General features: G+C 49.1%; 22 protein-coding genes and 1 pseudogene. 5 read left to right on the top strand and 18 right to left on the bottom strand.

What is annotated here, in order from left to right; all coding sequences use genetic code 11:
- Nucleotides 1-75: 75 nt before the first annotated feature.
- The 18 genes from ACYQ3S_RS12475 to ACYQ3S_RS12390 form a co-directional block, all read right to left on the bottom strand.
- The gene (locus ACYQ3S_RS12475; protein ID WP_459689514.1) at nt 76-777 is read right to left on the bottom strand and encodes a response regulator; all 702 of its coding nucleotides are present in this window, start codon (nt 775-777) and stop codon (nt 76-78) included.
- Nucleotides 770-3,391, bottom strand: coding sequence for a DUF4118 domain-containing protein (locus tag ACYQ3S_RS12470; protein ID WP_459689513.1), 2,622 nt, complete (start codon nt 3,389-3,391; stop codon nt 770-772). Before ACYQ3S_RS12470 ends, ACYQ3S_RS12475 begins: the two co-directional genes overlap by 8 nt.
- Nucleotides 3,392-3,429: 38 nt before the next feature.
- Complete coding sequence (locus ACYQ3S_RS12465) at nt 3,430-3,909, bottom strand: hypothetical protein (protein WP_459689511.1); 480 nt, start codon at nt 3,907-3,909, stop codon at nt 3,430-3,432.
- A 33-nt stretch (nt 3,910-3,942) separates the two neighbouring features.
- On the bottom strand, nt 3,943-4,593 hold the full coding sequence (locus tag ACYQ3S_RS12460; protein ID WP_459689510.1) for a potassium channel family protein: 651 nt from the start codon (nt 4,591-4,593) through the stop codon (nt 3,943-3,945).
- A 30-nt stretch (nt 4,594-4,623) separates the two neighbouring features.
- Nucleotides 4,624-5,964 carry a TrkH family potassium uptake protein gene (locus ACYQ3S_RS12455; protein ID WP_459689509.1) on the bottom strand — a complete coding sequence of 447 codons (1,341 nt, stop codon included), beginning with the start codon at nt 5,962-5,964 and terminating at the stop codon, nt 4,624-4,626.
- Nucleotides 5,965-6,101: 137 nt separating this feature from the next.
- Nucleotides 6,102-6,296 (bottom strand): hypothetical protein, encoded by a 195-nt coding sequence (locus tag ACYQ3S_RS12450; RefSeq protein WP_459689507.1) that lies wholly within the window; start codon nt 6,294-6,296, stop codon nt 6,102-6,104.
- Nucleotides 6,297-6,459: 163 nt separating this feature from the next.
- A complete protein-coding gene (gene kdpC, locus ACYQ3S_RS12445) occupies nt 6,460-7,128 on the bottom strand; it encodes a potassium-transporting ATPase subunit KdpC (protein ID WP_459689505.1) in 669 nt (222 codons plus the stop codon).
- 18 nt (nt 7,129-7,146) lie between these two features.
- The gene (gene kdpB, locus ACYQ3S_RS12440; RefSeq protein WP_459689503.1) at nt 7,147-9,198 is read right to left on the bottom strand and encodes a potassium-transporting ATPase subunit KdpB; all 2,052 of its coding nucleotides are present in this window, start codon (nt 9,196-9,198) and stop codon (nt 7,147-7,149) included.
- Nucleotides 9,199-9,214: 16 nt separating this feature from the next.
- Entirely contained in the window at nt 9,215-10,984 is a 1,770-nt protein-coding gene (locus tag ACYQ3S_RS12435; protein WP_459689501.1) for a potassium-transporting ATPase subunit KdpA, read from the bottom strand.
- 33 nt (nt 10,985-11,017) lie between these two features.
- Nucleotides 11,018-11,095, bottom strand: coding sequence for a K(+)-transporting ATPase subunit F (kdpF, locus tag ACYQ3S_RS12430; RefSeq protein WP_459689563.1), 78 nt, complete (start codon nt 11,093-11,095; stop codon nt 11,018-11,020).
- A gap of 263 nt (nt 11,096-11,358) precedes the next feature.
- Entirely contained in the window at nt 11,359-14,172 is a 2,814-nt protein-coding gene (locus ACYQ3S_RS12425; RefSeq protein WP_459689561.1) for a DUF4118 domain-containing protein, read from the bottom strand.
- Nucleotides 14,173-14,345: 173 nt separating this feature from the next.
- Complete coding sequence (gene dapA / locus ACYQ3S_RS12420) at nt 14,346-15,302, bottom strand: 4-hydroxy-tetrahydrodipicolinate synthase (RefSeq protein WP_459689499.1); 957 nt, start codon at nt 15,300-15,302, stop codon at nt 14,346-14,348.
- Between the two features lie 305 nt (nt 15,303-15,607).
- Nucleotides 15,608-15,790 carry a DUF6514 family protein gene (locus ACYQ3S_RS12415; RefSeq protein WP_459689560.1) on the bottom strand — a complete coding sequence of 61 codons (183 nt, stop codon included), beginning with the start codon at nt 15,788-15,790 and terminating at the stop codon, nt 15,608-15,610.
- Nucleotides 15,791-16,091: 301 nt separating this feature from the next.
- The gene (locus ACYQ3S_RS12410; RefSeq protein WP_459689498.1) at nt 16,092-16,505 is read right to left on the bottom strand and encodes a sporulation initiation factor Spo0A C-terminal domain-containing protein; all 414 of its coding nucleotides are present in this window, start codon (nt 16,503-16,505) and stop codon (nt 16,092-16,094) included.
- The gene (locus ACYQ3S_RS12405) at nt 16,498-17,130 is read right to left on the bottom strand and encodes a DUF6514 family protein (protein WP_459689497.1); all 633 of its coding nucleotides are present in this window, start codon (nt 17,128-17,130) and stop codon (nt 16,498-16,500) included. The genes ACYQ3S_RS12410 and ACYQ3S_RS12405 overlap by 8 nt, the downstream gene beginning before the upstream one ends.
- A gap of 166 nt (nt 17,131-17,296) precedes the next feature.
- The gene (locus ACYQ3S_RS12400; RefSeq protein ID WP_459689558.1) at nt 17,297-18,940 is read right to left on the bottom strand and encodes a recombinase family protein; all 1,644 of its coding nucleotides are present in this window, start codon (nt 18,938-18,940) and stop codon (nt 17,297-17,299) included.
- A gap of 76 nt (nt 18,941-19,016) precedes the next feature.
- Nucleotides 19,017-19,217: a hypothetical protein gene (locus ACYQ3S_RS12395; protein WP_459689495.1), complete on the bottom strand. Its 201-nt coding sequence runs from the start codon at nt 19,215-19,217 to the stop codon at nt 19,017-19,019.
- Between the two features lie 130 nt (nt 19,218-19,347).
- The gene (locus tag ACYQ3S_RS12390) at nt 19,348-19,689 is read right to left on the bottom strand and encodes a plasmid mobilization protein (RefSeq protein WP_459689493.1); all 342 of its coding nucleotides are present in this window, start codon (nt 19,687-19,689) and stop codon (nt 19,348-19,350) included.
- 303 nt (nt 19,690-19,992) lie between these two features.
- On the opposite strand from ACYQ3S_RS12390, the gene ACYQ3S_RS12385 reads away from it, so the two are divergent.
- From ACYQ3S_RS12385 to ACYQ3S_RS12365, 5 genes and pseudogenes are all read left to right on the top strand, one after another.
- Complete coding sequence (locus ACYQ3S_RS12385) at nt 19,993-20,874, top strand: AraC family transcriptional regulator (protein ID WP_459689491.1); 882 nt, start codon at nt 19,993-19,995, stop codon at nt 20,872-20,874.
- Nucleotides 20,862-21,905, top strand: a complete 1,044-nt coding sequence (locus ACYQ3S_RS12380; protein ID WP_459689489.1) for a C45 family autoproteolytic acyltransferase/hydolase — start codon at nt 20,862-20,864, stop codon at nt 21,903-21,905. The genes ACYQ3S_RS12385 and ACYQ3S_RS12380 overlap by 13 nt, the downstream gene beginning before the upstream one ends.
- Entirely contained in the window at nt 21,883-22,098 is a 216-nt protein-coding gene (locus tag ACYQ3S_RS12375) for a cysteine-rich KTR domain-containing protein (RefSeq protein ID WP_459689488.1), read from the top strand. The genes ACYQ3S_RS12380 and ACYQ3S_RS12375 overlap by 23 nt, the downstream gene beginning before the upstream one ends.
- Nucleotides 22,099-22,357: 259 nt before the next feature.
- A pseudogene (locus ACYQ3S_RS12370) lies at nt 22,358-22,824 on the top strand (RNA polymerase sigma factor).
- Nucleotides 22,787-22,990: a helix-turn-helix domain-containing protein gene (locus ACYQ3S_RS12365; RefSeq protein WP_459689486.1), complete on the top strand. Its 204-nt coding sequence runs from the start codon at nt 22,787-22,789 to the stop codon at nt 22,988-22,990. Before ACYQ3S_RS12370 ends, ACYQ3S_RS12365 begins: the two are co-directional and overlap by 38 nt.
- Nucleotides 22,991-23,221 lie beyond the last annotated feature (231 nt).

Genomic DNA, 23,221 nt, shown 5'->3' with positions numbered 1-23,221 from the left:
TATCTTCAGGCAAAGCAATCTGTTGCACGAATCCTCATCCTGTACTTTCCCTTTTCACTGAAGACTGGCAACACATTATTCCACCTTCATCATGCGGTAGCCAACGCCAATATGGGTCTGGATATACTGCGGTGCATCCGGATCTTTCTCCAGCTTTTTTCTCAGCGTTGCCATAAATACCCGGAGCGAAGCCACATCATTTTCCCAGCTTCTTCCCCAAATTTGCTGCGTGATAAAGGTATGTGTCAGTACCTTTCCTACATTTTTGCAGAGAAGGCATAGCAACTTATATTCACTTGGGGTCAAGTGCAGTTCCTGCCCGTCCAAACATGCACATCCTGCAGCAAAATCGACTTTCAGCTTACCATTTACAAATACAGACTCTGTATTGACCGCCCCGATTTGCAGAGCGGATAACCGGCGCTGCGTCACCCGCAACCGCGCCAGCAGTTCCTCTACGGAAAACGGTTTGGTTAGATAGTCATCCGCACCGGCATCCAGAGCTTTAATCTTGTCTGAATCCTCGCTACGGGCGCTGATGACAATAATCGGCATATTGGACCAGGAACGGACACGGTGTATCACTTCTACCCCGTCTATATCCGGCAACCCTAAGTCAAGCAGTATAATGTCTGGATTATGTGAGCTCGCTTCCAAAATGGCTGTTTCACCATTGAGCGATGTGATGGAACGGTATCCATGTGCCTTTAAGGTTGTTGTGATCAGGTTTCGGATCGGCATATCATCCTCCACGACCAATATTAACGGCTTATTCATGCAATTCGACCTCCCCAGCCGGTATTGAAAAAGTAAAAACCGAGCCATGCGGCAAGTGATCCGATACGGTGATCTCTCCACCGTGTGCATCAATAATGGACTTGCATAGCGCCAGCCCTAGTCCCATGCTGCGACGGCTGTCGGCGATGCGGTTCGACGCGCTGTAAAACATATCAAATATCCGCGGCTTTGCGGAATCCGGTATCCCCGGACCGTTATCCGCAACAGAAACATAAACATATTTCCCCTGACGCTTCCAGTCGACAGTGATTTCCGAACCCGGCGGCGAATATTTTATCGCATTATTCACAATGTTGATAAGCACCTGGATAATGAGCCTTGCGTCTATTTCCACCAGTGTAAATTCGTCGCTTTTTTGTACGTGCAAATGATATTCTGTGCTTTTCCGGTCGATATGGCGCAGCGCCTCTGCAACCACCTCTTCTATCAGTTCCGTAGAAAGGCTGAGATTCATCCGGCCTGATTCAAGCCTGCTGACAGACAACAGATTCTCCACCAGATTGATCAGCCACATTGCATCGTCATAAATATCAGCATACATCTGATTTTTTGTCTGCTCATTAAACAATTTGCCATTGGAAAGGAGGTTGCTTGCATTACCCGAAATCGCTGTAAGCGGAGTGCGGAGATCATGCGAAATGGATCGCAGCAGATTTGCCCTGAGCTGCTCGTTCTTCGCCATAATGGCAGCCGCCTCTTTTTCTTCCAGATTGTTCTGGTTTTCAAGCGCAAGCGCGCATTCCCCGAGAATGGACAGCAATATGCTGGTTTCTACGAAATCCATCGTTTTTTCCATCGCCGCAATGCCGATCACGCCATATACCTGCTTCCCTGTACGTATGGACAAGTAGGTGCAGCGGCCCCCGGGCAAATTGTCTGTGCCTGCCCCGGCGCGTTTGTTGTTCGCCAGCACCCACTGCGCTACACGCCTTTCCTCCGCCGACCGATAGATCTCGCCGGTCTGCGTGTCGTCCATCAGGAAAAACGTCGGAGCGCTCAGCGCGCCGCTTTCTATGTTATACACAACGATATCGCGCTGAAAAATTTTTTGTAGTTGGGTTGCGGTTATGAAAAGGATTTCTTCCTGTGTCTGTGCTTTTTGCAGGCACTGGTTCGTTTCAAAAAGGAGCTTTGTCCGCCACGCGACCTGCGCCGAATGCTTTGCATGCTCTTTCAAGCGCGCAGCCATGGAACCGGTGATGAACGATACAAGGAACATGACCAGAAACGTGACCGGATAATCGCTTCCATGCGCCTGTAGCGTAAAGCGCGGCTCTGTAAAGAAAAAATTAAACGCCAGCACGGCGATGACTGACCCTATCAGACTGCAAAACGAGCTTTTAGTAAATACGGAGATCAGCATAACTCCCAACAGATATATTGCTATGATATTCGCTTCCGTTGAACCGAAATGATAAAATACCCAGCCAGTCAGAGTGACCAATATCAGAATCAATGTGCTTTTCATCAGGTCCAGTATGGATATCGGCGATACATACATGGCCTCCATATATTTTGCAGCGGTTTGATTCGCCGGATGGTTATCCGGTATGATATGGATATCCAGTGCCGGAGCCAGATAAATCAACCGTTCAATCAGGGAGGGTCTTCGGAAAAACAGCTGGCCCGGCCGTGTACTGCGGCCTATTACAATTTTAGCCGCGCCAGACAGCCTTGTAAATTCTGCGATCTGATAGGCAACGTCATCACCATACACGGTTTCGACAGTCGCGCCCAGCTGCTGCGCCAGCCGGATGTTTTCCTGAAGCTGTTTGCGGTCAGCCTCTGCAGCCCATTGAAAGCTCTTTGTCTCTACAAAAAGCGCGATTAATCCGCATTGGAACGCATTTGCCATTTGCGCAGCGGCGCGGATAATCCGTTCGCTTGATGGAGAAGCGGAAATACATACAAGGATCTGGTCATGTGTATGGGGCGTCGTCTGGTGCATACAGGTTGCCGCCCTGTCTGCGCAGCGGCGCAGCCCGACTGCCCGCAATGCGTTCAGCTGAGAGAACGGGAACGTCTTTCGGGTTTGCCGCAGCAGCCGCTCGCACAGGAGTTCGGGTTCAATATCGACAAACTCTACCCGGGCGGCCTGATCAAAAATACGATCCGGGATACGGTCTGCAACAGCTCCCCCTAATATATCAGAAACTGTGTCCTGAAGACTTTCGATATGCTGGATATCCAATGTCGTATATACATCTATTCCGGCTTTGAGCAGTTCCTCGATATCCTGATAGCGCTTCCTGTGACGAGCGCCATCCATATTGTTATGCGACAGATCATCAATCAAAATCAGATCCGGCATGCGTTTCAAACACATTTCCAGATTGACTTCCCTGTATGCCCGTCCGCTTTTCTTCAGCTCTTTACAGGGCAGCATTTCAAAGCGATCCGCAAATGCTCCGGTATCTTTCCACGCATCGCCGGAAAGCAGCCCGATTACCACATCCTGTCCCGTCTGCCAGACGCGTTCGGCCGTTTCCAGCATCCGCCAGCTCTTCCCTGCGCCGGAAAAATAGCTGGCAAAAATCGTCAGCTTTCCATACCGTTTATCCACATCAGACAGTTCCTCTGTCTTAAATGCCATTGCACTCCCCCCTTGATTCAGGAATATTATATCACTGCCTATGCCTTGCGTATACAAAACTGATGTACAAATTCCTGTGCAAGCGGGTTGGGGGCATCCATTCTCCACATAACCTTTTGCTGCTGAGATTCCTTTTCAGCCGATGCCAGCAGCGCCCCATCCTCATCCATCACCAGCGGCTGGGGTGAAATAACGGAAAGTCGGTACATAAGCAAGCGCCCCCCTGCCGCCTCCGGGGAGACGACAGCTGCATCTAAGCGGCGGCTGTTCAGCATTTGCAGGATTTCTCCTTCCTGCCCGATCGACAGGGTATAATGCATATCGGGATGCAAAACTTTCATGTCGCTCAGGATTTCCATGATCTGCTTTATCGCGCATGGATTCGACGTCGCAATATGGAAGCAGTACGATTCCTTCTGCTCCTGCATTTCCTCTATCGTCTTCGCCAATTTCACCATGAGGTAGAACCCCAACAGCATGACAGCTAAAAAGCCGGCTGCTAAAGCGATATCTTTCATTGGTTTCCCTTCTTTTCTGCAGCAGAAACAGTATCATATATGGAAACACCTTTGGACGTCATGATAGCTTCCCAAAACCAGAATCGTACTGTTTTCCGTCAGCATGGTTTCCGGTGTGACCGCGCTCTCGTCAAATCTGCCATTTTTCTTGACGGCCATAATATTAACATGATGCCGTTTCCTTACATCCAATTGCCCGACTGTTTTCCCTGCCCATCCTTCCGGCACCTCAACTTCAAAGATGGCGTGTCCATCACCCAATGCAATATAGTCTGCAATGTGATCCGAGCTATACCGGACAGCGGTCCATATCGCCATCTGCTTTTCCGGATACACCACTTCATCCGCGCCGTTCCGTAGCAAAAATTTCCTCTGGACATCTCTAGACGCCCTCGCTACGACCCTTTTTGCGCCAAGCTCCTTCAATAGCGAGGTGGTCTCCAACGAGCTCTGAAAATTGTCGCCGATTGCCACAATGCAGATATCAAAATTCCTTACCCCAATCGACGAAAGGAATTCCTTGCTGGTACTGTCGCCGATCTGGGCGTTTGTTACAAATGGCAAAGCAGCGTTTACCCTCTCCTCATCCTGATCCACTGCCATGACCTGATGATTCATTTCATTCAGCTGTATGGCGATATGGCGCCCAAAGCGCCCCAGACCAATCAGTAAAATCGCTTTCATAGACAATGTCTCCTTTGTTTCTTTGATAGTTCAGCCGACTGTAATCCGTTCCAGAGGAAGCCTTGCGCTGGAAACCATATTCTGGGGTTTGAACAGAGCAGCAAATATCAGGGTGAGCCCTCCCACGCGTCCAAAAAACATCAATGCAATCAAAATCAGATGGGAAATATCGTGCAACTGAGGCGTTAGGCCTAATGAAAGCCCTACAGTTCCGATTGCCGAAGCCGTTTCAAACAGGCAGTCTAAAAGCGCAACGCCTTCCAGCCGGCTGATCACCATGCCCCCGGTTAAAAACAGTTTCAGGTACATCCCCAAAACAGTTGCCGCCTGCGATACCGTTTCACCTGCGATCCGTCGATAAAAGACCTGTGCATCCTCTTTATGCCGGAAAATCGAAATCATGTTTGCGAACAGAACGCCCACTGTTGTGGTTTTCATTCCGCCTGCGGTAGACCCTGGCGATCCGCCAATCAGCATCAGGATTATAATGATAAACTGCCCGCTTTGGCTCATAACGGTTAAATCCGCAGTATTGAATCCAGCAGTTCTCGGCGTGACCGCCTGGAAGAAGGACAGCAATATACGCTCCTGCATCGGCGCTTCCGAAAATTCAAAAAAGAAAAAGTAGAGCGTCGGCAGCACAATGAGCGCGCCGGTAACGGTAAGGATGACTTTGCTCTGCATCCGGTATTTTGAGAAATGCCACCGGTTTGTGCGGATATCGTTCCATGTAAGGAACCCAATTCCCCCTACCACGATAAGGCATGCAATAGTAACGGAAACCAGAGGATTATCCGCATAATCCGTCAGGGATGAAAATGGCTGCTTTATCCCCATCAGGTCGAACCCTGCATTGCAAAAAGCAGATATGGAATGAAATACTGCGTACCACGCGCCCCTTGCGAAACCGAACTCTCCGGAAAAAACCGAAAACAGCAGCATTGCACCCAGCATTTCAATCAGCAGGGAGGTTCTCAATATAAAGCCGGTCAGTCTCACGATGCCGCCCACATTGGGCGCAGCAATGGCCTCCTGCACTATACTCCGCTGCATCAGATCAATTTTCCGTCCAGAGGAAATCATAAATGCGCAGACCACAGTCACAACCCCCAGACCGCCGATTTGAATCAACATGATGATAATCAGCTGGCCGAAGAAAGACCAATATGCAGCTGTGTCGTGTATGACCAGCCCGGTTACGCATACCGCGGACGTTGCAGTAAAGAGCGCATCCATAAATGACGTGCTGACGCCTGCTCTGGTTGCGGCCGGCAGCATAAGCAACAGACTGCCCAGCAGAATAACCAGCAGGAAGCCTGCAATGATAATCCTGAAGGGAGATTTATTATTTTTGTGCCATACCCGTCGCATCGTGCGCACCTCTTAATATCCGCTTATATTATCTTAACATATTATCCATGTGCAGACATTAAAACGGTATTAGCAATATAACTGCAATATTAAGAATGCATTAAGGCGTTCCGGTACGCTGTTTGCAGCGCTCCGCCTCAGATCAGCCCCCAAATCCATGCGATCGGCAGCACAATAAGCGTTGAACAAATGCACACAGCAGCCAGCGTCAACAAGGGCATCCCAATAAAAACCATCAGGAACCCTAAAAATCTATGATGAAATATGTACTGCTCCATTGCGTCGTCAAATTGCTCTCCCCAATGGATCAGACGTTCTTTCAATGCGGGCATCTTCACTCCTCCTCACAGTTTTATCATAGAGGAAAATATCTAAATCTGGGGCAAAGATTATAAAACCGGTATTAAAACAAAATAAAAAACGAAGGGCGGCCTGTACCATGCAGGCTGCCCTTCGACCTGAAATCTTTGTATTGTATTCCAGCAGCGGCTCCGGTTACTCGGAAACCTCGCCGATCAATCCCATCTCATGGGCAATGTCCAAATTAACACCCAGTACATTCACCGTTACTTCACCGAACACACCGAACATCTTGTCGGTTGTATTATCTGCCACAATCTGGCGCAGGGTGTCCTCGCTCAGGCCGGATGCCTCGGCGATTGCGGGGATCTGGATTTCTGCGGAAGCCAGGGATATGTGCGGGTCAAGACCGGAGCCCGAAGCCGTCATCAGGTCGGTCGGAATCTCCTCGCGCGTGACGTCCGGGTTTGCCTCAAGGAATGCCTTGATGTCAGCCTCGACGCGCTCAACGAGCGCAGGGTTGGACGGCGCGTAGTTGTTGGAACCGGAGGACAGGCCAGCGAATTCACTGCCGTCGTTGTAGAACTGGTTACCTTCCGCGTCCTCATAGTAAGTATTATAATGGTAAGCGGACGGACGTCCCTTCATGAAATAGGGCTCGGTAAACTCCTGCCCTACATATTCAGCGCCAACCGCCTCGCCATCCACCTCAATCAGGCTGCCCTTCGCCTGATGTGGGAAGATGACCGCAGACAGGCCGGAAAGCACGACCGGGAACAGAAAGCCACAGAGCAGTAGCAGCACCAGCGTAACCAGCACCGCCTGCCGGATATTATGCAGCAGACCGGATTTCGTGTTATTCATGATAAAATCAGTGCCTCCTTAGAAACCAATGAGGGTCAGCAGCGGGTGGATCAGGATGTCAATGATTTTGATGCCCACAAACGGGGTAATAATACCGCCGACGCCAAAGATCAGCATATTACGCGCCAACAGCTTACTGGAGGACATCGGGCGGTATTTTACGCCCTTCATCGCCAGCGGGATGAGGCAGGGAATGATGATCGCGTTGAAGATCAGTGCGGAAAGGATCGCGCTGTACGGCGAAGCCAGATTCATGATGTTCAGCACGCCCAGCTGCGGGATCGCCTGCATAAACATGGCAGGGATGATAGCGAAATACTTGGCAATATCGTTTGCAATGGAGAAAGTGGTCAGCGAGCCGCGGGTGATGAGCAGCTGCTTGCCGATCTCAACAACCTCGAGGATCTTGGTCGGGTCAGAGTCCAGATCGACCATGTTGGCCGCTTCTTTCGCAGCGGTCGTACCGGAGTTCATTGCCAGACCGACATTCGCCTGCGCAAGCGCCGGGGCGTCGTTCGTACCGTCGCCGGTCATGGCGACGATCTTGCCTTCGGACTGTTCCTTCTTGATGAGCTTGATCTTGTCTTCCGGCTTACACTCAGCCACAAAGCCGTCAACGCCGGCTTCCTTGGCGATGGTCGCCGCAGTCAGCGGGTTATCGCCCGTGCACATAATGGTCTTGATGCCGATGGCACGCAGGCGCTCGAAACGTTCGGCCATACCGGTCTTGACCGTGTCCTTCAGATAGATGACGCCGAGGATGCGGTCGTTCTCGCAAACGACCAGCGGCGTGCCGCCGAGAGAGGATATCTGGTTTACCTGCTCATGCAGGTCGGACGGGATCTTGCCGCCCAGATCCTTGATGTACTGCTCGATGGCGTCGGACGCACCCTTGCGCACCTTGGTGCCGTCCGGCAGGTTGACGCCGCTCATGCGGGTCTGTGCAGTAAACTCGAGGAACTCGGAGCCTGGGGTCTCCTCGCTCGCGTCGCCGAGACGGCGCGCCAGCTCAAGCGTGGACTTGCCCTCCGGCGTCTCGTCGTGCAGGCTGGTCAGTGCAGCGCAGCGGATCAGCTCCTCGCGCTTCGCGCCGCCTACCGGATAGAAATCCGCAGCGAGACGGTTGCCGTAGGTGATGGTACCAGTCTTGTCGAGTATCATGGTATCAACGTCGCCGCAGGCCTCGACCGCCTTGCCGGACATGGCAATGACGTTAAAGCGGGTGACGCGGTCCATGCCCGCGATGCCAATGGCGGACAACAGGCCGCCGATGGTGGTCGGGATCAGGCAGACCATCAACGCGATCAGCGTGGACATCTGGATCTGGACGCCGGAGTACAGGCCGATCGGGTAGAGCGTTACGATAACGATCAGGAAAATGATGGTCAGCGAAACAAGCAGTGTGTTCAGCGCGATCTCATTCGGGGTCTTTTTGCGGGACGCACCCTCAACCAGCGCAATCATGCGGTCGAGGAAGCTGTTGCCTGGTTCAGAGGTAATGCGGATCTTCAGCCAGTCGGAAACAACGGTCGTGCCGCCTGTTACCGAGCAGAAGTCGCCGCCCGACTCGCGGACAACCGGAGCGGACTCACCTGTGATGGCGGATTCATCGACCGACGCAATGCCCTCGATAACCTCGCCGTCGCCCGGGATGATCTCTCCCGCGGAAACCATGACGACATCGCCTTTTTTGAGTTCGCTGGACATAACGTCCTTGGTCGAGCCGTCTTCCTGCATCAGATGCGCCAGCGTATCCTTCTGCGTCTTGCGCAGGCTTGCCGCCTGTGCTTTGCCGCGGCCCTCTGCTACGGACTCGGCGAAGTTCGCGAACAGCACGGTAATCAGCAGGATAACTGCAACGATGATATTGTAAATGCGGGCGTTTGCCGACGTGTCTCCAAACAGTCCGGGCACGAAAGACAAAAGCAGCGAGATGAGAAAGCCGATTTCAACCACGAACATGACGGGATTCTTCATCATGTAACGCGGATTCAGCTTGGTAAAGGAGCCCATGATTGCCTGACGCAGGATCTCGGGCGTCACCAGCTTCTGATTCTTTTTTTTGCTCATAGTTCCATTCTCCTCCTTAACTCCACAGCGTCAGGTGCTCTGCGATGGGGCCCAACGCCAGCGCAGGTAAGAAAGTCAGCGCAGCAAAAATATAAACAACAAATACCAGAATAATGGCAAACGACAGTGTGTCGGTATGCAGCGTGCCGGTAGATTCACTGACAAAGCGCTTTTTCATCAGCGAGCCTGCAATAGCCAGCTGGATTACAATGGACAGATAGCGGCCAAAGAACATCGCAAGGCCGGCTGTAATATTCCAGAAATAAGTATTATCTGCCAGACCTTCAAAGCCGGAACCATTATTCGCGGCGGAGGATGCGTATTCATACAGCACCTGACTCAGGCCATGATAGTCCGGATTGGTGATGCCCTCCATACCGCCCGGCGTTGCAACCGCCAACGCGGAAAACGCCAGAATCAGCATCGGATGGATAATGATGCACAATGCAGTGAGCTTCATCTCACGGCCTTCGATTTTCTTGCCGAGGTATTCCGGGGTACGGCCGATCATCAGGCCACAGATGAATACCGCAAGGATTGCGTACATAATCATGTTCATCAGGCCGACGCCCTTGCCGCCGAAGACGACGTTCAGCATCATATGCAGCAACGGGATCATGCCGCCGAGCGGGGTCAGCGTATCATGCATGTTGTTGACCGTACCGGTTGTGAACGAGGTGGTCGTGGTCGTGAACATCGCGGACTGCGCGATACCGAAGCGCACTTCCTTGCCCTCCATGCTGCCCATCGACTGGTTCAGGCCGGCGTTTGCAAGCGCCGGGTTACCCTGACTTTCCGCCCAGAAGCATACCGACAGGCCGATGATGAAGATGAGGCCCATTGCAAGGAAAATGCTGCGGCCCTCGCGGCCATAGATGCGCGCAGTCAGGCTGCGGCCCTCGTTCAGGGCAGGCACGGTGACACTGTTCTGGCCAGCCGCTTCCATTGCCGCCTGCTTGCGGTCACGCACCATCTTACCAAAGGTGATAACACAGGCGCCCGGCATGAGCATCATGGAGTAAAGCTCGATCAGGTTGGACAGGATGGTCGGGTTCTCCAGCGGTGTTGTCGAATTCGCGCCGAGGAAGCCGCCGCCGTTCGTACCGAGGTGCTTGATGATCTCAAGCGCCGCGATCGGACCCATTGCGATGGTCTGGAAGGTGCCTTCGATAGTTTCGACAACGACATTCGCATCAAAGTTCTGCGGAACGCCCTGCCAAACCAGCAGCAGGCCGCCAACAACCGAGAACGGGATCATAATGCGGGTTGTGATGCGCACCAGATCCGCGAAGAAGTTGCCGACGTTGTCCTTTGTCTTGCCGGCGAGGCCGCGGATAAACGCCACGCAGGCGGCGTAGCCGCTCGATGCGGAGACGAACATCATAAAGATAATGACCAGCATCTGGGAGAGATAGCTCAGGCCGCTCTCACCCGAGTAGTGCTGCAGGTTGGTGTTCGTCATAAAGCTGATGATCGTGTTAAACGAAAGGGTCGGCTCCATGCCTTCAATCCCGTTCGGATTGAACAGCCCGATGGACTGAATACGCAGGATCAGGTATCCGATGAACACCATAACCGCGTTTGTGCCAACAAGTGCAAGCGCGTATTGTTTCCAGTTCATCCCTTTCTTTGAATCGACCCCGCCGATACGGTAGATGACACCGTCTACGCGGTCAAATACCGGATCGGCAAATGTATGAGCCCCTATGGAAATATGGTACATATACCGTCCCACAGGGATGACGATGATCAAAAAAATGATAATCGTCAAAAGCAATTGAAGCATTGCTGTTTCCTCCTTTTCTTTTATTTCCCGGAATCAGAATTTTTCCGGATGCACCAGCGCATAAACAAGGTATACGCCCAGCAGCAGGACAACAAGTCCGATCAGCAGCATACTCACAGGTTTATTCCCCCTTATTCATCGTTCGCGACTTGCTTGTCGCACCATTTGATCAGCAGCCATACCAGACCGAAACAGGCCAGAAGCGCTGCAACCATCAAACAATCCATCATGGTTATTTCTCCTTTCTGCATCATGCGCCCGCAGACAACAACCAGTGCAGCTGACAGGCTTTTTATTTTGCTTCCATAGGATACAGCAGAATGTAATAAGCGGGGATTAAGAAAACCGGGCCGGCATTAACAAGAAATAAATATTTATCCAATCGGGATTTCCGGCCTTTCTGTCCGATCCGTCCGGAAAACCGGAAGCGTAAACTGAAAAATGGTACCGGTGGGGTTGTTATCCGATATCGTTAATTGTCCCCCGTACAGCGAAACAATTGACTGGCAGAGGCCCAGACCGATCCCCAGTCCCCTCTGACAGTCGGCTTTCCCCTGACCGACCATAAAAAACATATCAAACAAATGGTTTTTGGCATCCTCCGGAATACCCTGCCCATCATCCGCTACGAGGATGTGCGCCATATCGTCCTTCCTGTATCCGCGTAAAGTGATGTTGGAGCCTTTTGGCGTATACTGGATCGCATTATCCATCAGATTCACGAGTACCCGCTCAACCAGCTGTGCATTTACGGAAACCATGAGCATGGGGTCCTCCATCTGCACAGCAATATGATGGTCTGCCAGCCTCCTGCCCAGCCGGGATACCGCCGAGCGGAACAGATCATCCAGCAGTTCGGGTGTCATTTCAAAGTTCTCCTTATCTGTCTCCAACTGCGTTGCAACCAACAGGTTTTCTGTCATGTTGATAAGCCAATCGGTGTCATCATGGATCAAAGTATACAGTTTTTTTCTGGATTCCCGAGACAGCTTATCCTCATTTTGCATCAAAATGCTCGCACAGCCGTTGATGTTGGTAAGAGGAGTCCGTAAATCATGAGAAACCGCACGGAGCAGGCTGGCCTGCAGCCGCTCTTTCTGCGTCTGAAGGGCAGCCCTGTTTTTCTCCTCTTCCAGCCGGATCCTTTCCTGACTGAGGCCGCATTCACTCAAGATCGCGATCATCAGGTTCTTCTCAAAGGCATCCGGAACCGAGTATCCTACAACCGGGATACCTACGATTCCCATGACACTCTGCGATCCGCGCACGGATAAAAAGAGCCATTTAGAGTTCGGCAGCGTATTGGTCGTCGCGCCCCCGTGCTTATTGTTCTTTTGCACCCATCTGGCAACGGCCATCTCCTCTGCGCTTAGCTCCGCCAAGGTCCGCTCTTCATCTGCTGGTTCAATTCGGAACACAAGCTCCTTGCCCGATTCGCTCAAAGCGTAAAGGATCGGGCGGTCGAACAGACGATTCAGGTGCTCAGCCGTCTGCCGCAGGCAATCCCACTCGGTGCGACCCTGCTGTAATTTCTGACTACTTTCCAGAAGCAGCTCCGTATAATAACCTTTTTGCGCAGCAAGGCGAGCCTGCTCTTTCACTCTGCTTGCGAGCGAACTGGCAATCATGCTGGAAAAAAGCATGATAATAAATGTTACCGGATAGCTTGGATCGTTCACCTGAAAGGTAAACTGCGGCTCTGTGAAAAAGTAATTAAACGCCGCAACGCTGAAAAAGGAACAGGCCGCGCCATAAATGTGGCTGCCGGTCCAGACTGCGGCTATCAGCACGCCCAGAATATAGACGGTTATAATATTCGACTCACTGAATCCTGCGTTATAAAACAGAGCTCCTACAATGGTAGAAACCAGCAGGCACAGAAGTATGCTACCCGTGTTTTTCCATGTAAAGCGTTCTTTGGGCATTCGGGGCTTACGAAATGTTTTTTTGTAGAGCGGCTGCCGGTCCGGAATAATATACACATCCAGATCTGTCAGCTCAATCAGGCGATCCGCCAGCCCTTTCCTGCCGAACAGCGGGTTCTGCCGGTGATTCATCCTTCCCATTACAATCTTAGTGATGCCGCTGACCCTTGCATATTCCGCAATCTGTTCCGCCGGATCAGAGCCGTACACAGTTGCAATCTGTGCCCCCAGCTGCTCTGCAAGCCTGAGATTGCTCCGCAGGCGTTTAATATTGTCTCCCGACAGCTCTTTTGTTCCCGGGGTTTGCACAAAGAGCGCGGTAAAGCCGCTGTGGAATGCATCCGCCATCCGCGCGGCAGTACGGATTACCTTCGCATTGGATGGTGCTGAGGAAAGGCAAAGCAGAATATGTTCCCCTGCCCGGGCTGATTTTTCTTTTCCCTCATGCAGTGCGGCGCGGTTGAGCTGATCCGCCGTCCTGCGCATGGCAATCTCACGCAGCGCGGCCAGATTTTCCGTTGTGAAAAAATGGCTCAGCGCCCGTTTTGCCTGATGCTCCCGGTATACTTTCCCCTCCTCCAGACGCTTGACCAACTCTTCCGGCTCAATGTCCACCAGCTCAATCTGATTGGCGCGGTCAAATACGTGGTCGGGAATGCGTTCGTTTACCATCACCCCTGTGATCGACGACACCAGATCGTTCAGCGATTCCAGATGCTGGACATTGACCGTAGTATATACATTGATCCCCGCCTGCAGAAGCTCCTCCACATCCTGATACCGCTTGGTATGGCGGCTGCCCGGTGCGTTATTATGCGCCAGCTCATCTACCAGGATTAGCTGAGGCTTCCTCCGCAGCGCACAATCCAGATCCAGTTCCTTCAGCGTGATCCCCTTGTATGCAATCTCTTTATTGGGCAAGGTCTCCAGACCCTCAAGCAGTGCCAGCGTATCCGGCCGGGCATGTGGTTCCACATAACCCACGACAATGTCAATGCCTTCCTTTTTTGCCTGATGGGCTGCTTCCAGCATTGCATAAGTTTTTCCCACACCTGCCGCATAGCCAAAAAAAATTTTTAACCGTCCCTGCTTTGCCGGCATATCCCGGCCGTATGAAACAGTTCCCTTTTCCATGTTTCCCCCTCCTTTATAAAGCGCGTATTTTTCGTGCAAAATATAAATATCATCCCTCACCTTACGGAAAGATAAAGAAAATCCGATTTGTATTAAAATCACATAAAGCCTGTTTAAACGCACATCCATATCAGCCAATCCGCCTCCATCTCTATCACAGATTATCCCGCAGCTACTGTGCTGCGGAGATGACAGGGGCAGGGCTAACGCATTTTACTAACAGGTAAAACGCGTTAGCCCTGCCCCTATACATCATGATATCATTTCTGAAACGGTCATATAATACGGCACTATATCTGGTCTCAGTGATTTTTGTGCCAGAGCAGTGTCTCCGGCGGACGGCGCACCGTAACCGAACCAGCTTTTGTCCCCTGAATGAGACCATAACGCTGCAAACAGCTCAGAAGCTTTTCCTTAGCTATCGGATCCATATCGCAAAGCGGCAGGCGGCAGCCGCCTACATCCATTCCCATTGCGTTCATAGCACATTTTACAGGAATCGGACTGACATCACCGAAGAGGTTTTCGATCAGCTCCAGATAGCGCAGCTGCAATGTGTCGCTACGCGCTGTATTCCCATCAAAGTAGCTTTGGCAAATTGCATGGGTCTCCTTGGGCACCACATTCGCCAGTACGGAAATCACACCCTTCGCGCCGAGCGCCAGCGCAGAGGTGATCTGATCGTCGTTTCCCGAATAGATATCCATATCGTCACCGCAGAGTGAAATGATTTTTGCAATCTGCGAAAAGTTTCCGCTGGCCTCCTTGGCTCCTACGATGTTGGGAATGCCGCTGAGACGGGCATATGTATCCGGCAGGATGTTGACGCCTGTTCGGCTCGGTACATTGTATAGGAGGATAGGAATATCGACTGCTTCTGCAATGGCCTTAAAATGTAGATATATCCCTTGCTGAGAACACTTGTTATAATATGGTGTCACAGTCAGCAAAGCGTCAACCCCAAGCCGTTGTGCCTGTTTAGAAAGTTCTATCGCGTGCACCGTGTTATTGCTTCCTGTCCCCGCAATAACCGGAATGCGGCCATGCACACGGTCCACTGTGTAGCGGATGACCTCAAGATGCTCCTGATCGGTCATGGTTGACGCCTCGCCGGTCGTTCCGGTAATTACGATCGCATCGGTCTTGTTCTGAACGTGGTATTCAATTAATTCGCCGAGTTTTTCATAATTCACAGACAAATCAGCGTGCATCGGCGTAACCAGTGCCACACCCGAGCCGGTAAAGATCGTTTTTTTCATTGTCTTGCCTCGCTTCTGTTATAATTGGCCGGAACCTGCCGGCTGTTTTGCTACCATATGTTTAGCACGGAATAAGTTAAGATGGTATTAACATCTCGCATGCAGGATTAAGATGTTGCTTCCAAACTTAATATTTTATAAATCCACCGTGTGCTATCATGCTTCTCGAACATACAGCACGGTATGCAGCCTATAGATAGAATCAGCAAACTTCCGGTTATACCATCTCTATTCACAGATCGCTTCCATGTGCCCACTCTGCATACTAGTTGTCCGTCCGGTGCCCGCTCTGGGATGTGCAGTATCTATCCATAGGACAAAGCACACCCTGTCAGGAAATCCTGAATCACGTCCGGAAGATAGACGGGCGAAAGCTGAAGCTCCGTACAGCGTGCAGCGAGCTGTTCAACTGCACGTTTATCATGAGAAAATGCAGATACCAGTGCAATGGTCACCCAGCCCTGTCCGAACCGCTGTTTTGCCAGTATCCCATAAGCAGGGGGAACGCTAGGACGGAACCGTCATTTCATTCAGGAAGTATCTATGGCAACACCGCCAAACACGCAAAAGAAAAGACCCTGCAGGACGATTATATCCGACAGGGAATAAGCATGACTGCTTCATTCTCCGTTCAGAAGGTAAAGCACAGGCAGACGCATTGTAAGCGTCAAATCCTACAGCGAGAACCCATCAGCGATTGTTTGCTGTTAAATAAGTATATCAAAGGCGAAAAAAGAGCTGGCAGATTTACTGCCAGCTCCTCGTTTTTGTGATAAAAATTATTTGTCTTCAGGACAACACAATGCTACCGATCAAAACGGCGTTCCAGATCACAGAAATAAATTCCGCAGCGTATAAGTATCTGTCCAGCGGCCTGTTGGCCAGTGCTTCCAACAATCGGCGGTTGGCAGACCAAGCTGCTGCGGAGACTGTCCGGATATTCCGTTCCACGGCCTTCCAATTCGTCTTGTACTTTCTGGCAACTTCCGGGTAAAGCCGCTTTGTTACGGATAGGAGCAGTTCCTGTTCCTCCATACACAAAGTTACCGCATAGATTGCATAGAAGCAGCCTTTGTATTTTGCAGTTACTCCAAGCCTGAATAACAGTTCACGGATCGCTTCTGTATTCCTGTTTGTTCTGTCTGCTTCATATGGACTCGTCCTGCCGGCGCTGCCTGCCGTGTAATGTGCGGTATCAATCATAAGACAAAGCACACCCTGTCAGGAAATCCTGAATCACGTCCAGAAGATGGACGGGCGAAAGCTGAAGCTCCGTACAGCGCGCAGCGAGTTGTTCAACTGCACGTTTATCATGAGAAAATGCAGATACAAGCGTAATGGTCACCCAGCCTTGTCCGAACCGCTGTTTTGCCAGTATCCCATAAGCAGGGGAACGATAGGACGGGACCATCATTTCATGCAGGAAGTATCTATATACTTCGTTATTGGTTTCATCTGCTGATTCATTTTCTCTCAAACCGTACAGGTCATCAGAAAGCCGGAATGCATCCTGCAGCAGTGAGACCGCATCTCTTGCGATCGGTATGACTCGTGGATGCAAGGCTGATATCTCCATCCTCACAGATTCCATACAGGCAAGTCCGTCAGTGTGTGGGGATTCTTCTCCGGATACCAGCTCGGCCAATGAAATGCCCAGCTTTTCTGCCAGATATTCCAATGAATCTGCCCGCGGGTGAGACGTGCCTTTCATATAACCCGTCAATGTAGTCCTTGGGATCCCCAGCTCCTTTGCGAACTCCTGAAACCTTATCCCTCTTTTGTTCAGTTCTTTCCTTAATGTGGCTGAAATATTTCTCTCTATTTGCATCAGGGCCACCTCCTCATGCAAAAGCATACCGAAGTGGGTTTTGGAATTAAATGTCAGCTTTTCGTCAAAAAGTACAGCTTTTCGACATAGCAAAAAAACGCCTGATTTGGGCGGCACTCATAAGACAGTATTAGAAATGTTTTCGGGAAACGGCGTAGCTTGCGGGCTATGCCGTTTCTCCGTTTTGTAGGTCATTTAGTAAAGACACAGGGAGTATTCCCACAAGGTCATAGGAAATATCAATCTGTTGTTCCCGATAGCCCTTTGACTTGTCCGGCGCGTGGACGTACACCGCCTTTACCATGTCATTTAAGACAGCGGGCGTTAATTCGTCCAAGTCCAAATACTTCCGTACTTTGCTGATAAACCTGTCAATGTTTTCAGATTGTTCTTCCTGTTCGTTGATTTCTTCGTTCAATCGCAACAGCTTTTCCCGCAGTTCTTCCTGCTCCTGTTCGTAATCATCAGAGAGCATTTGAAATCTGCTGTCAGATAGTTTTCCGTTGGCGTTATCCTCATAAATACGCTTGAATAGGTGGTCAAGTTCCTCAATCCGTCGCTCCGCTTGCGTCAGTTGCCGCCGCTTTGCCGCAAGTTCTTTCTTTGTTTCGGCTTTCTGTTTTGCACCCATAGCTTTTCGGAATTGTTCCTCATGGCTTGCGACGCAGGCAATCGTCATTCTCATGTGAGCGAGTACCCCTTGTTCCAACACAACGGCGCGGATAAAATGCGTCGGGCAAACCTCTTTCCCTTTGCGCCTTGAAGTAGAGCAGACAAAATGGTCTTGCCTTGCTTCAAAATTCTTGCTTGTGCAGTAATACAACTTTTCGCCGCAGTCGGCACAGCGCACAATGCCGGAAAACATATTCGTCTTGCCTGTCCTTGTTGGGCGGCGTTTGTTCTTGCGTAATTCCTGTACCCGCGCCCATGTGTCAGCGTCAATGATTGCTTCGTGAGTATTCTCAAACACAAGCCATTTTTCCTCTGGATTATAACAGGTTTTCTTGCTCTTGTAGGACTGCTTGTAGGTTTTGAAGTTTACCGTATGCCCTTGATATTCCGGTCGTTCCAAAATGTCGGCTATGGTATCGCCCGTCCAGTTATACGGCTTGTCCGGCGGCGCGTTTCTCGTTGCTCTGCCTGTCTGCTGAAAATGGATTGTCGGCGTTATGACTTTATCCTCTTTCAGAATACAGGCAATCTGCGACGGACCGTAACCGTCCAGACACAGGGCATATATCCGCTTGACTACTTCGGCGGCTTCTCCGTCCACAATCCACCGTTTCTTGTTGTCAGGGGCTTTCATGTAGCCATATGGCGGGTTGGTACAGAGATGTTCGCCCGCTTCTCCCTTTGACTTCATCACAGCACGGATTTTCTTGCTTGTATCTTTTGCGTACCATTCATTGATGATATTCAAAAAGGGGGTAAAGTCGCTGTCCTGTTGGTTCGCGCTGTCTATGCCGTTATTGATAGCGATAAACCGCACACCCTTTTCCACAAACAGGACTTCGGTATAAAATCCCACTTTCAGATAATCACGCCCAAGCCGCGACATATCCTTGACTATCAGCGTAGATACTTCGCCGTTTTCTATCTTCTCAATGAGTTCGCCCCAACTCGGACGGTTGAAGTTCGTACCCGAATACCCGTCGTCCACAAAGAACGAGAGATTTTTGAAGCCGTTTTCCTTTGCGTATTTACTTAAAATCGCCTTTTGATTTACAATGCTGTTGCTGTCGCCCTGCAATTCGTCGTCGCGGGATAAGCGGCAATAGAGGGCGGTAATTTTGTCAGACTGCCTTAACATCGTTTCTGCTCCTTTCATCGGCGGGCAGTCTGCCAATACAGGATTGCTTATCTCTATTCTATCGGCTCCTGTATTCTTAATCAACATCTTTTTTGCCTTGTTCCTGCTCCATAAGGCGTAAAACCTTGTGGGGCAGGCTCCTTTCCCCGTCATAGCTCCCTGTAAAACGATAGAGCGTCCTGCCGGATTTTATCGTTACCTCATGTTTTGGCAACTCTTGAAACAGCGGATTTTCCACCACGATATGCCCGTCCTTGATTTTTCGTTGACCTTCCATTCCTTTCCCGTCCTTTCCTTGTTTTGCAATGTGATAAGTTTCGTAGCAAGCATAGGGAACGGATAGCCGTTCCCGTAAAATGCCCGACTGCCGCCGGAGCATTTTGTTTGTTGGGAAGTGTCCCAAACCCTCATTTTGCCAAATTCTTAAATTGCAGAAGCAGTCGCCGTTCCAGTCGCCAGACTTCTTCCATGATGCGCTTAATCTCGTCCATGTCGTCGGCATAAATCCGTCCTGTTTCATTGATACGCTTCGCAATCTGGTTGACGTTCATACCGATTTTCTGAAGCTGCGCCGTATGCCCCTTGATTTCCTGTAAATCAAGTGTGATGATGTACCCGTCAATGAGCATTTTGCGGGCATAGGCGGAGAGATTGAGCGTCGGTATCTGCTGCATTTTTTCCTCAATCAACGCCCGTTCTTCCTCTGTTACCCGAATAATGATTTGCACGTTTCGTTTCCTGTTTTCCATGAGTAGCCCCCTTTCGCTAATAAGACGTTTGCAAGCGGCATTTCCGCCCGTTTTGTGATAATTTTTTCTTTTACTACCTACAACACCAGATAAGACGATTTTGCCGGATATTTTAGAAAAATTTAAGAAAAATTTTTCCTGCTTCCTACTACGGGGGATTTTCAAAAATACCAAAATAGAGAAAGAAAGTTTGCAACAAAATTTTTATTCATTTACACTATTTATGAGTTTACAAAAGAGAGCATTAAAAGCGAGGAAAAGCAAGCAACAAAAAGGTATGTTTATAGCAAAGGAGGCACGCAAATGGAATGGTTGAAAAAGTTAAGCGAAGCCATAGACTATATAGAAAGTAATTTAGACAGTGATATATCGTATGATGAAGCCGCGAAAATCGCCTGCTGTTCGACCTTTTACTTTCAACGGATTTTTTCTTATGTAGCGGGCGTTTCGTTGTCAGAATATATCCGGCGCAGACGAATGACTCAGGCAGCGTTTGAATTGCAGAGAACGGGTGCGAAAGTGATTGATATTGCCTTAAAATATGGATATACTTCTCCGACTTCATTTAACAGGGCATTTCAGAGCGTTCACAATATCACACCCGCTGCTGCACGCAGTATAGGAAACACGTTCAATGCTTATCCGGCAATTCATTTTTCAGTGCAAGTTACAGGAGGAAATGCTATGTCATATCACATTGCAGAAAAACAATCTATGAGAATTGTGGGGGTTCGTATTCCGTTGTCTACGGACATGGAGGAAAATCAGAAGAACATTCCTCCATTTTGGCAATCTGTTTTAAGCAGTAATCTATTTTCTGAAATATGCAGTTTGTCAAATCAGTCCCCACAGGGGGTCTTGGGCGTAAGCGTATATGAAAATCCCAAAAGTTTTTTCTATTACATTGGAGTTGCTACGGATGCGCCTGTTCCTAACGGTATGTTCGCGTTTGAAATACCACCGGCTACATGGGCTGTCTTTGAAAACAAAGGTTATTTTAAAGAGAATGTGCAGAACATTTTCAGAAGATTTTATACAGAATGGCTGCCATTTTCGGGCTATGAATATGCAGGACTTCCAGATGTAGAAGTATATCCTATCTGCAAAGAAACGCCGGTAAGCGGTCATTCTGAAGTGTGGATTGCCATCAAAAAAGACAAGGAGGACAGAACGTGTATCATTTAAGACTGAAAGGCGACCATTATCAGATGGGTGTCAAGAGAGGAATGATTTTTCAAAAAAGCAATATCATATTCCCACTACATCTTGATAATTTTCAGCTTGAGCATGGGAGAAAAAGCGAACAGATATTGAAAGAGTTTTTCCCCGAAGTATGCGAAGAAATAAGAGGTGTTAGCGATACGGTCGGCGTCAGCTATCTATCCTTTGTATCCTGGATGTTATGTATGGGCTGCTGTATGTATAACCTGGAGGATAATATCTCCGTAGAGATTAGAGGGTGTACAGCTTTTGCCTATTTCAAAGACAATAGCGTAATTTATGGCAGAAATAATGATTTGCCGCCATATTTAAAAAACGGGAGTAAAAGTGAAATCTATTCCCCGTCAGATGGAAACAGATTTAATATAACGACATCTTCTTTCATTAACGGGGAGGAAGGGATAAATGAACATGGATTAGCGGTTGCAATGACTTTTGTAATGACAAGTCTGGAAAATATACAGGCGGGCTTTAGTTTATGTTTTATCGTAAGGTACCTGCTTGAAAAAGCGAACAGCACAGAAAATGCGCTGCTTCTGCTGATGAAGCTGCCGATAGCGTCTAACTGTAATATCCTTATCGCAGATAAGAACGGAGAAATGCTTGTCGTTGAATGTACGCCTTATGAAAAAAGAATCCGCAAAGCTGTAAGCATGGATAACGGTAAGATTGTGTGTACTGTTAATAGCTTTACATCTGATGAAATGAAACGGCATGACGCAGCTAAGGGAAACGATTACCATTCTGCAAAACGGTATAATACTGTTATGGAGAGTTTCAGCACTCATATAAAAGGAAATCTCGTTGAAGCGACGAAACAGCTTCTAAAAGGTAATTATGGGTTTATGTGTCAATATGATGAACCTGATTTTGAAACGGTCTGGAGTTCTGTATTTGATTTGAAAAATCTAATGGTCTATCGGGCGGAGGGCAACCCACGAAAAAAGAAATTTGTCGTAGATAGCAGGTTACATGACGTTGTGCAAAGAAAATAAAATTTCAGAAGAATATCACTGGATAATGTGTCCTGTCTGCAATAACAAAACACGCAATAAAATCAGAGAGGACACAGTTTTGATAAATTTTCCGTTGTATTGCCCCAAATGCAAACAGGAAACATTGATTAATTTACGACAATTTTATATTTCAGTTATCAAAGAGCCAGACGCACAGACGCAGAGCCGATAGCACGCTTGAAATATAGTGGCTATCGGCTTTTTCTTTTTAGACGGAGGTTTTATTATGTTACTTGCCATTATACAAGCATTATCAAACTCGTTTAAAAAAGCCTAACCAACACAACGGAAATTTCTGCCCATGAATATGAACTATCAGTACATCGTACATACTTTTATAAATCACATTATTCAAACGCCTATGTAGCTCTGTGCTGCATGGGCGTTTGTTGTAAAAGCCCCCTACTGGAAAGAAAGGGGGTGATGAAACAATGAGGTATTCTGAACAATTCATGGAGCGTGTCGAATATTCTTTTGCCGCTTTTTGTAAGATTGTTCTCCGTAATGCGGCAATCAGTGCATACCGCGATTTTGGACGGAAACAGAAGCGCGAAGTATCACTTGACTATCTGATGTCCGAAACGTCCTTTGAACCGTTTACAACAGACAATTACTTTAGCAGTATGACAAGCCAACTGTCTTTGTCGTGAAAGGACAGGAGGTTATTGTTGTAAGTGAATGGTTGGCAAATGTTCTTTCCAAACTTCCAGAACAGCGGCGTACTGTCCTGCTGATGTATTTCTTTCTGGGCTATACCGATACAAAAATCGGGAATGAATATGGACGTTCCAGAAGTACAGCGAATTACTGGAAGCACGCAGCATTGAATCAGTTAAGAAAGGAATGGTTAAAGTCAAAAGATGAGGAACAAAAAATTGGTACCCTTTGCAGTCATTGAAAAAGCGATTGCCGGAGAGCCAGAAGCGATTGAACTTGTTTTACAGCATTACAGTCCACGCATTAAGTATCTGTCAAAATGCCGAGGACATATCAACGACGATATTCAAGAACGTTTGAAAACACAGCTTATCAAAGCTATCCTGCAATTCCGTTTTGACAGGTAGGAAGTAGCAAAGCCAGAAAGCCGTCAAGGATAAAATGCACGCTTGTGCGTCCTTGACAGCTTTCCCTGTCTTTGCTGTTGGGCGGCTAAGAGAGCGCAATCGGATAAACCGCTTACGCTCTCAATCCATTATGGAATGACACGCGATAGAGTGCTTCTCTCGCTTGATTTAAGCGCATTACAGCGATGCTAAAGACAGGAGCAAGGTTTTATATACTCCTACCCTCAAAAA

This window comes from Agathobaculum sp. TL06, assembly GCF_054658635.1.
This window is presented reverse-complemented; position numbering and strand designations above follow the sequence as displayed.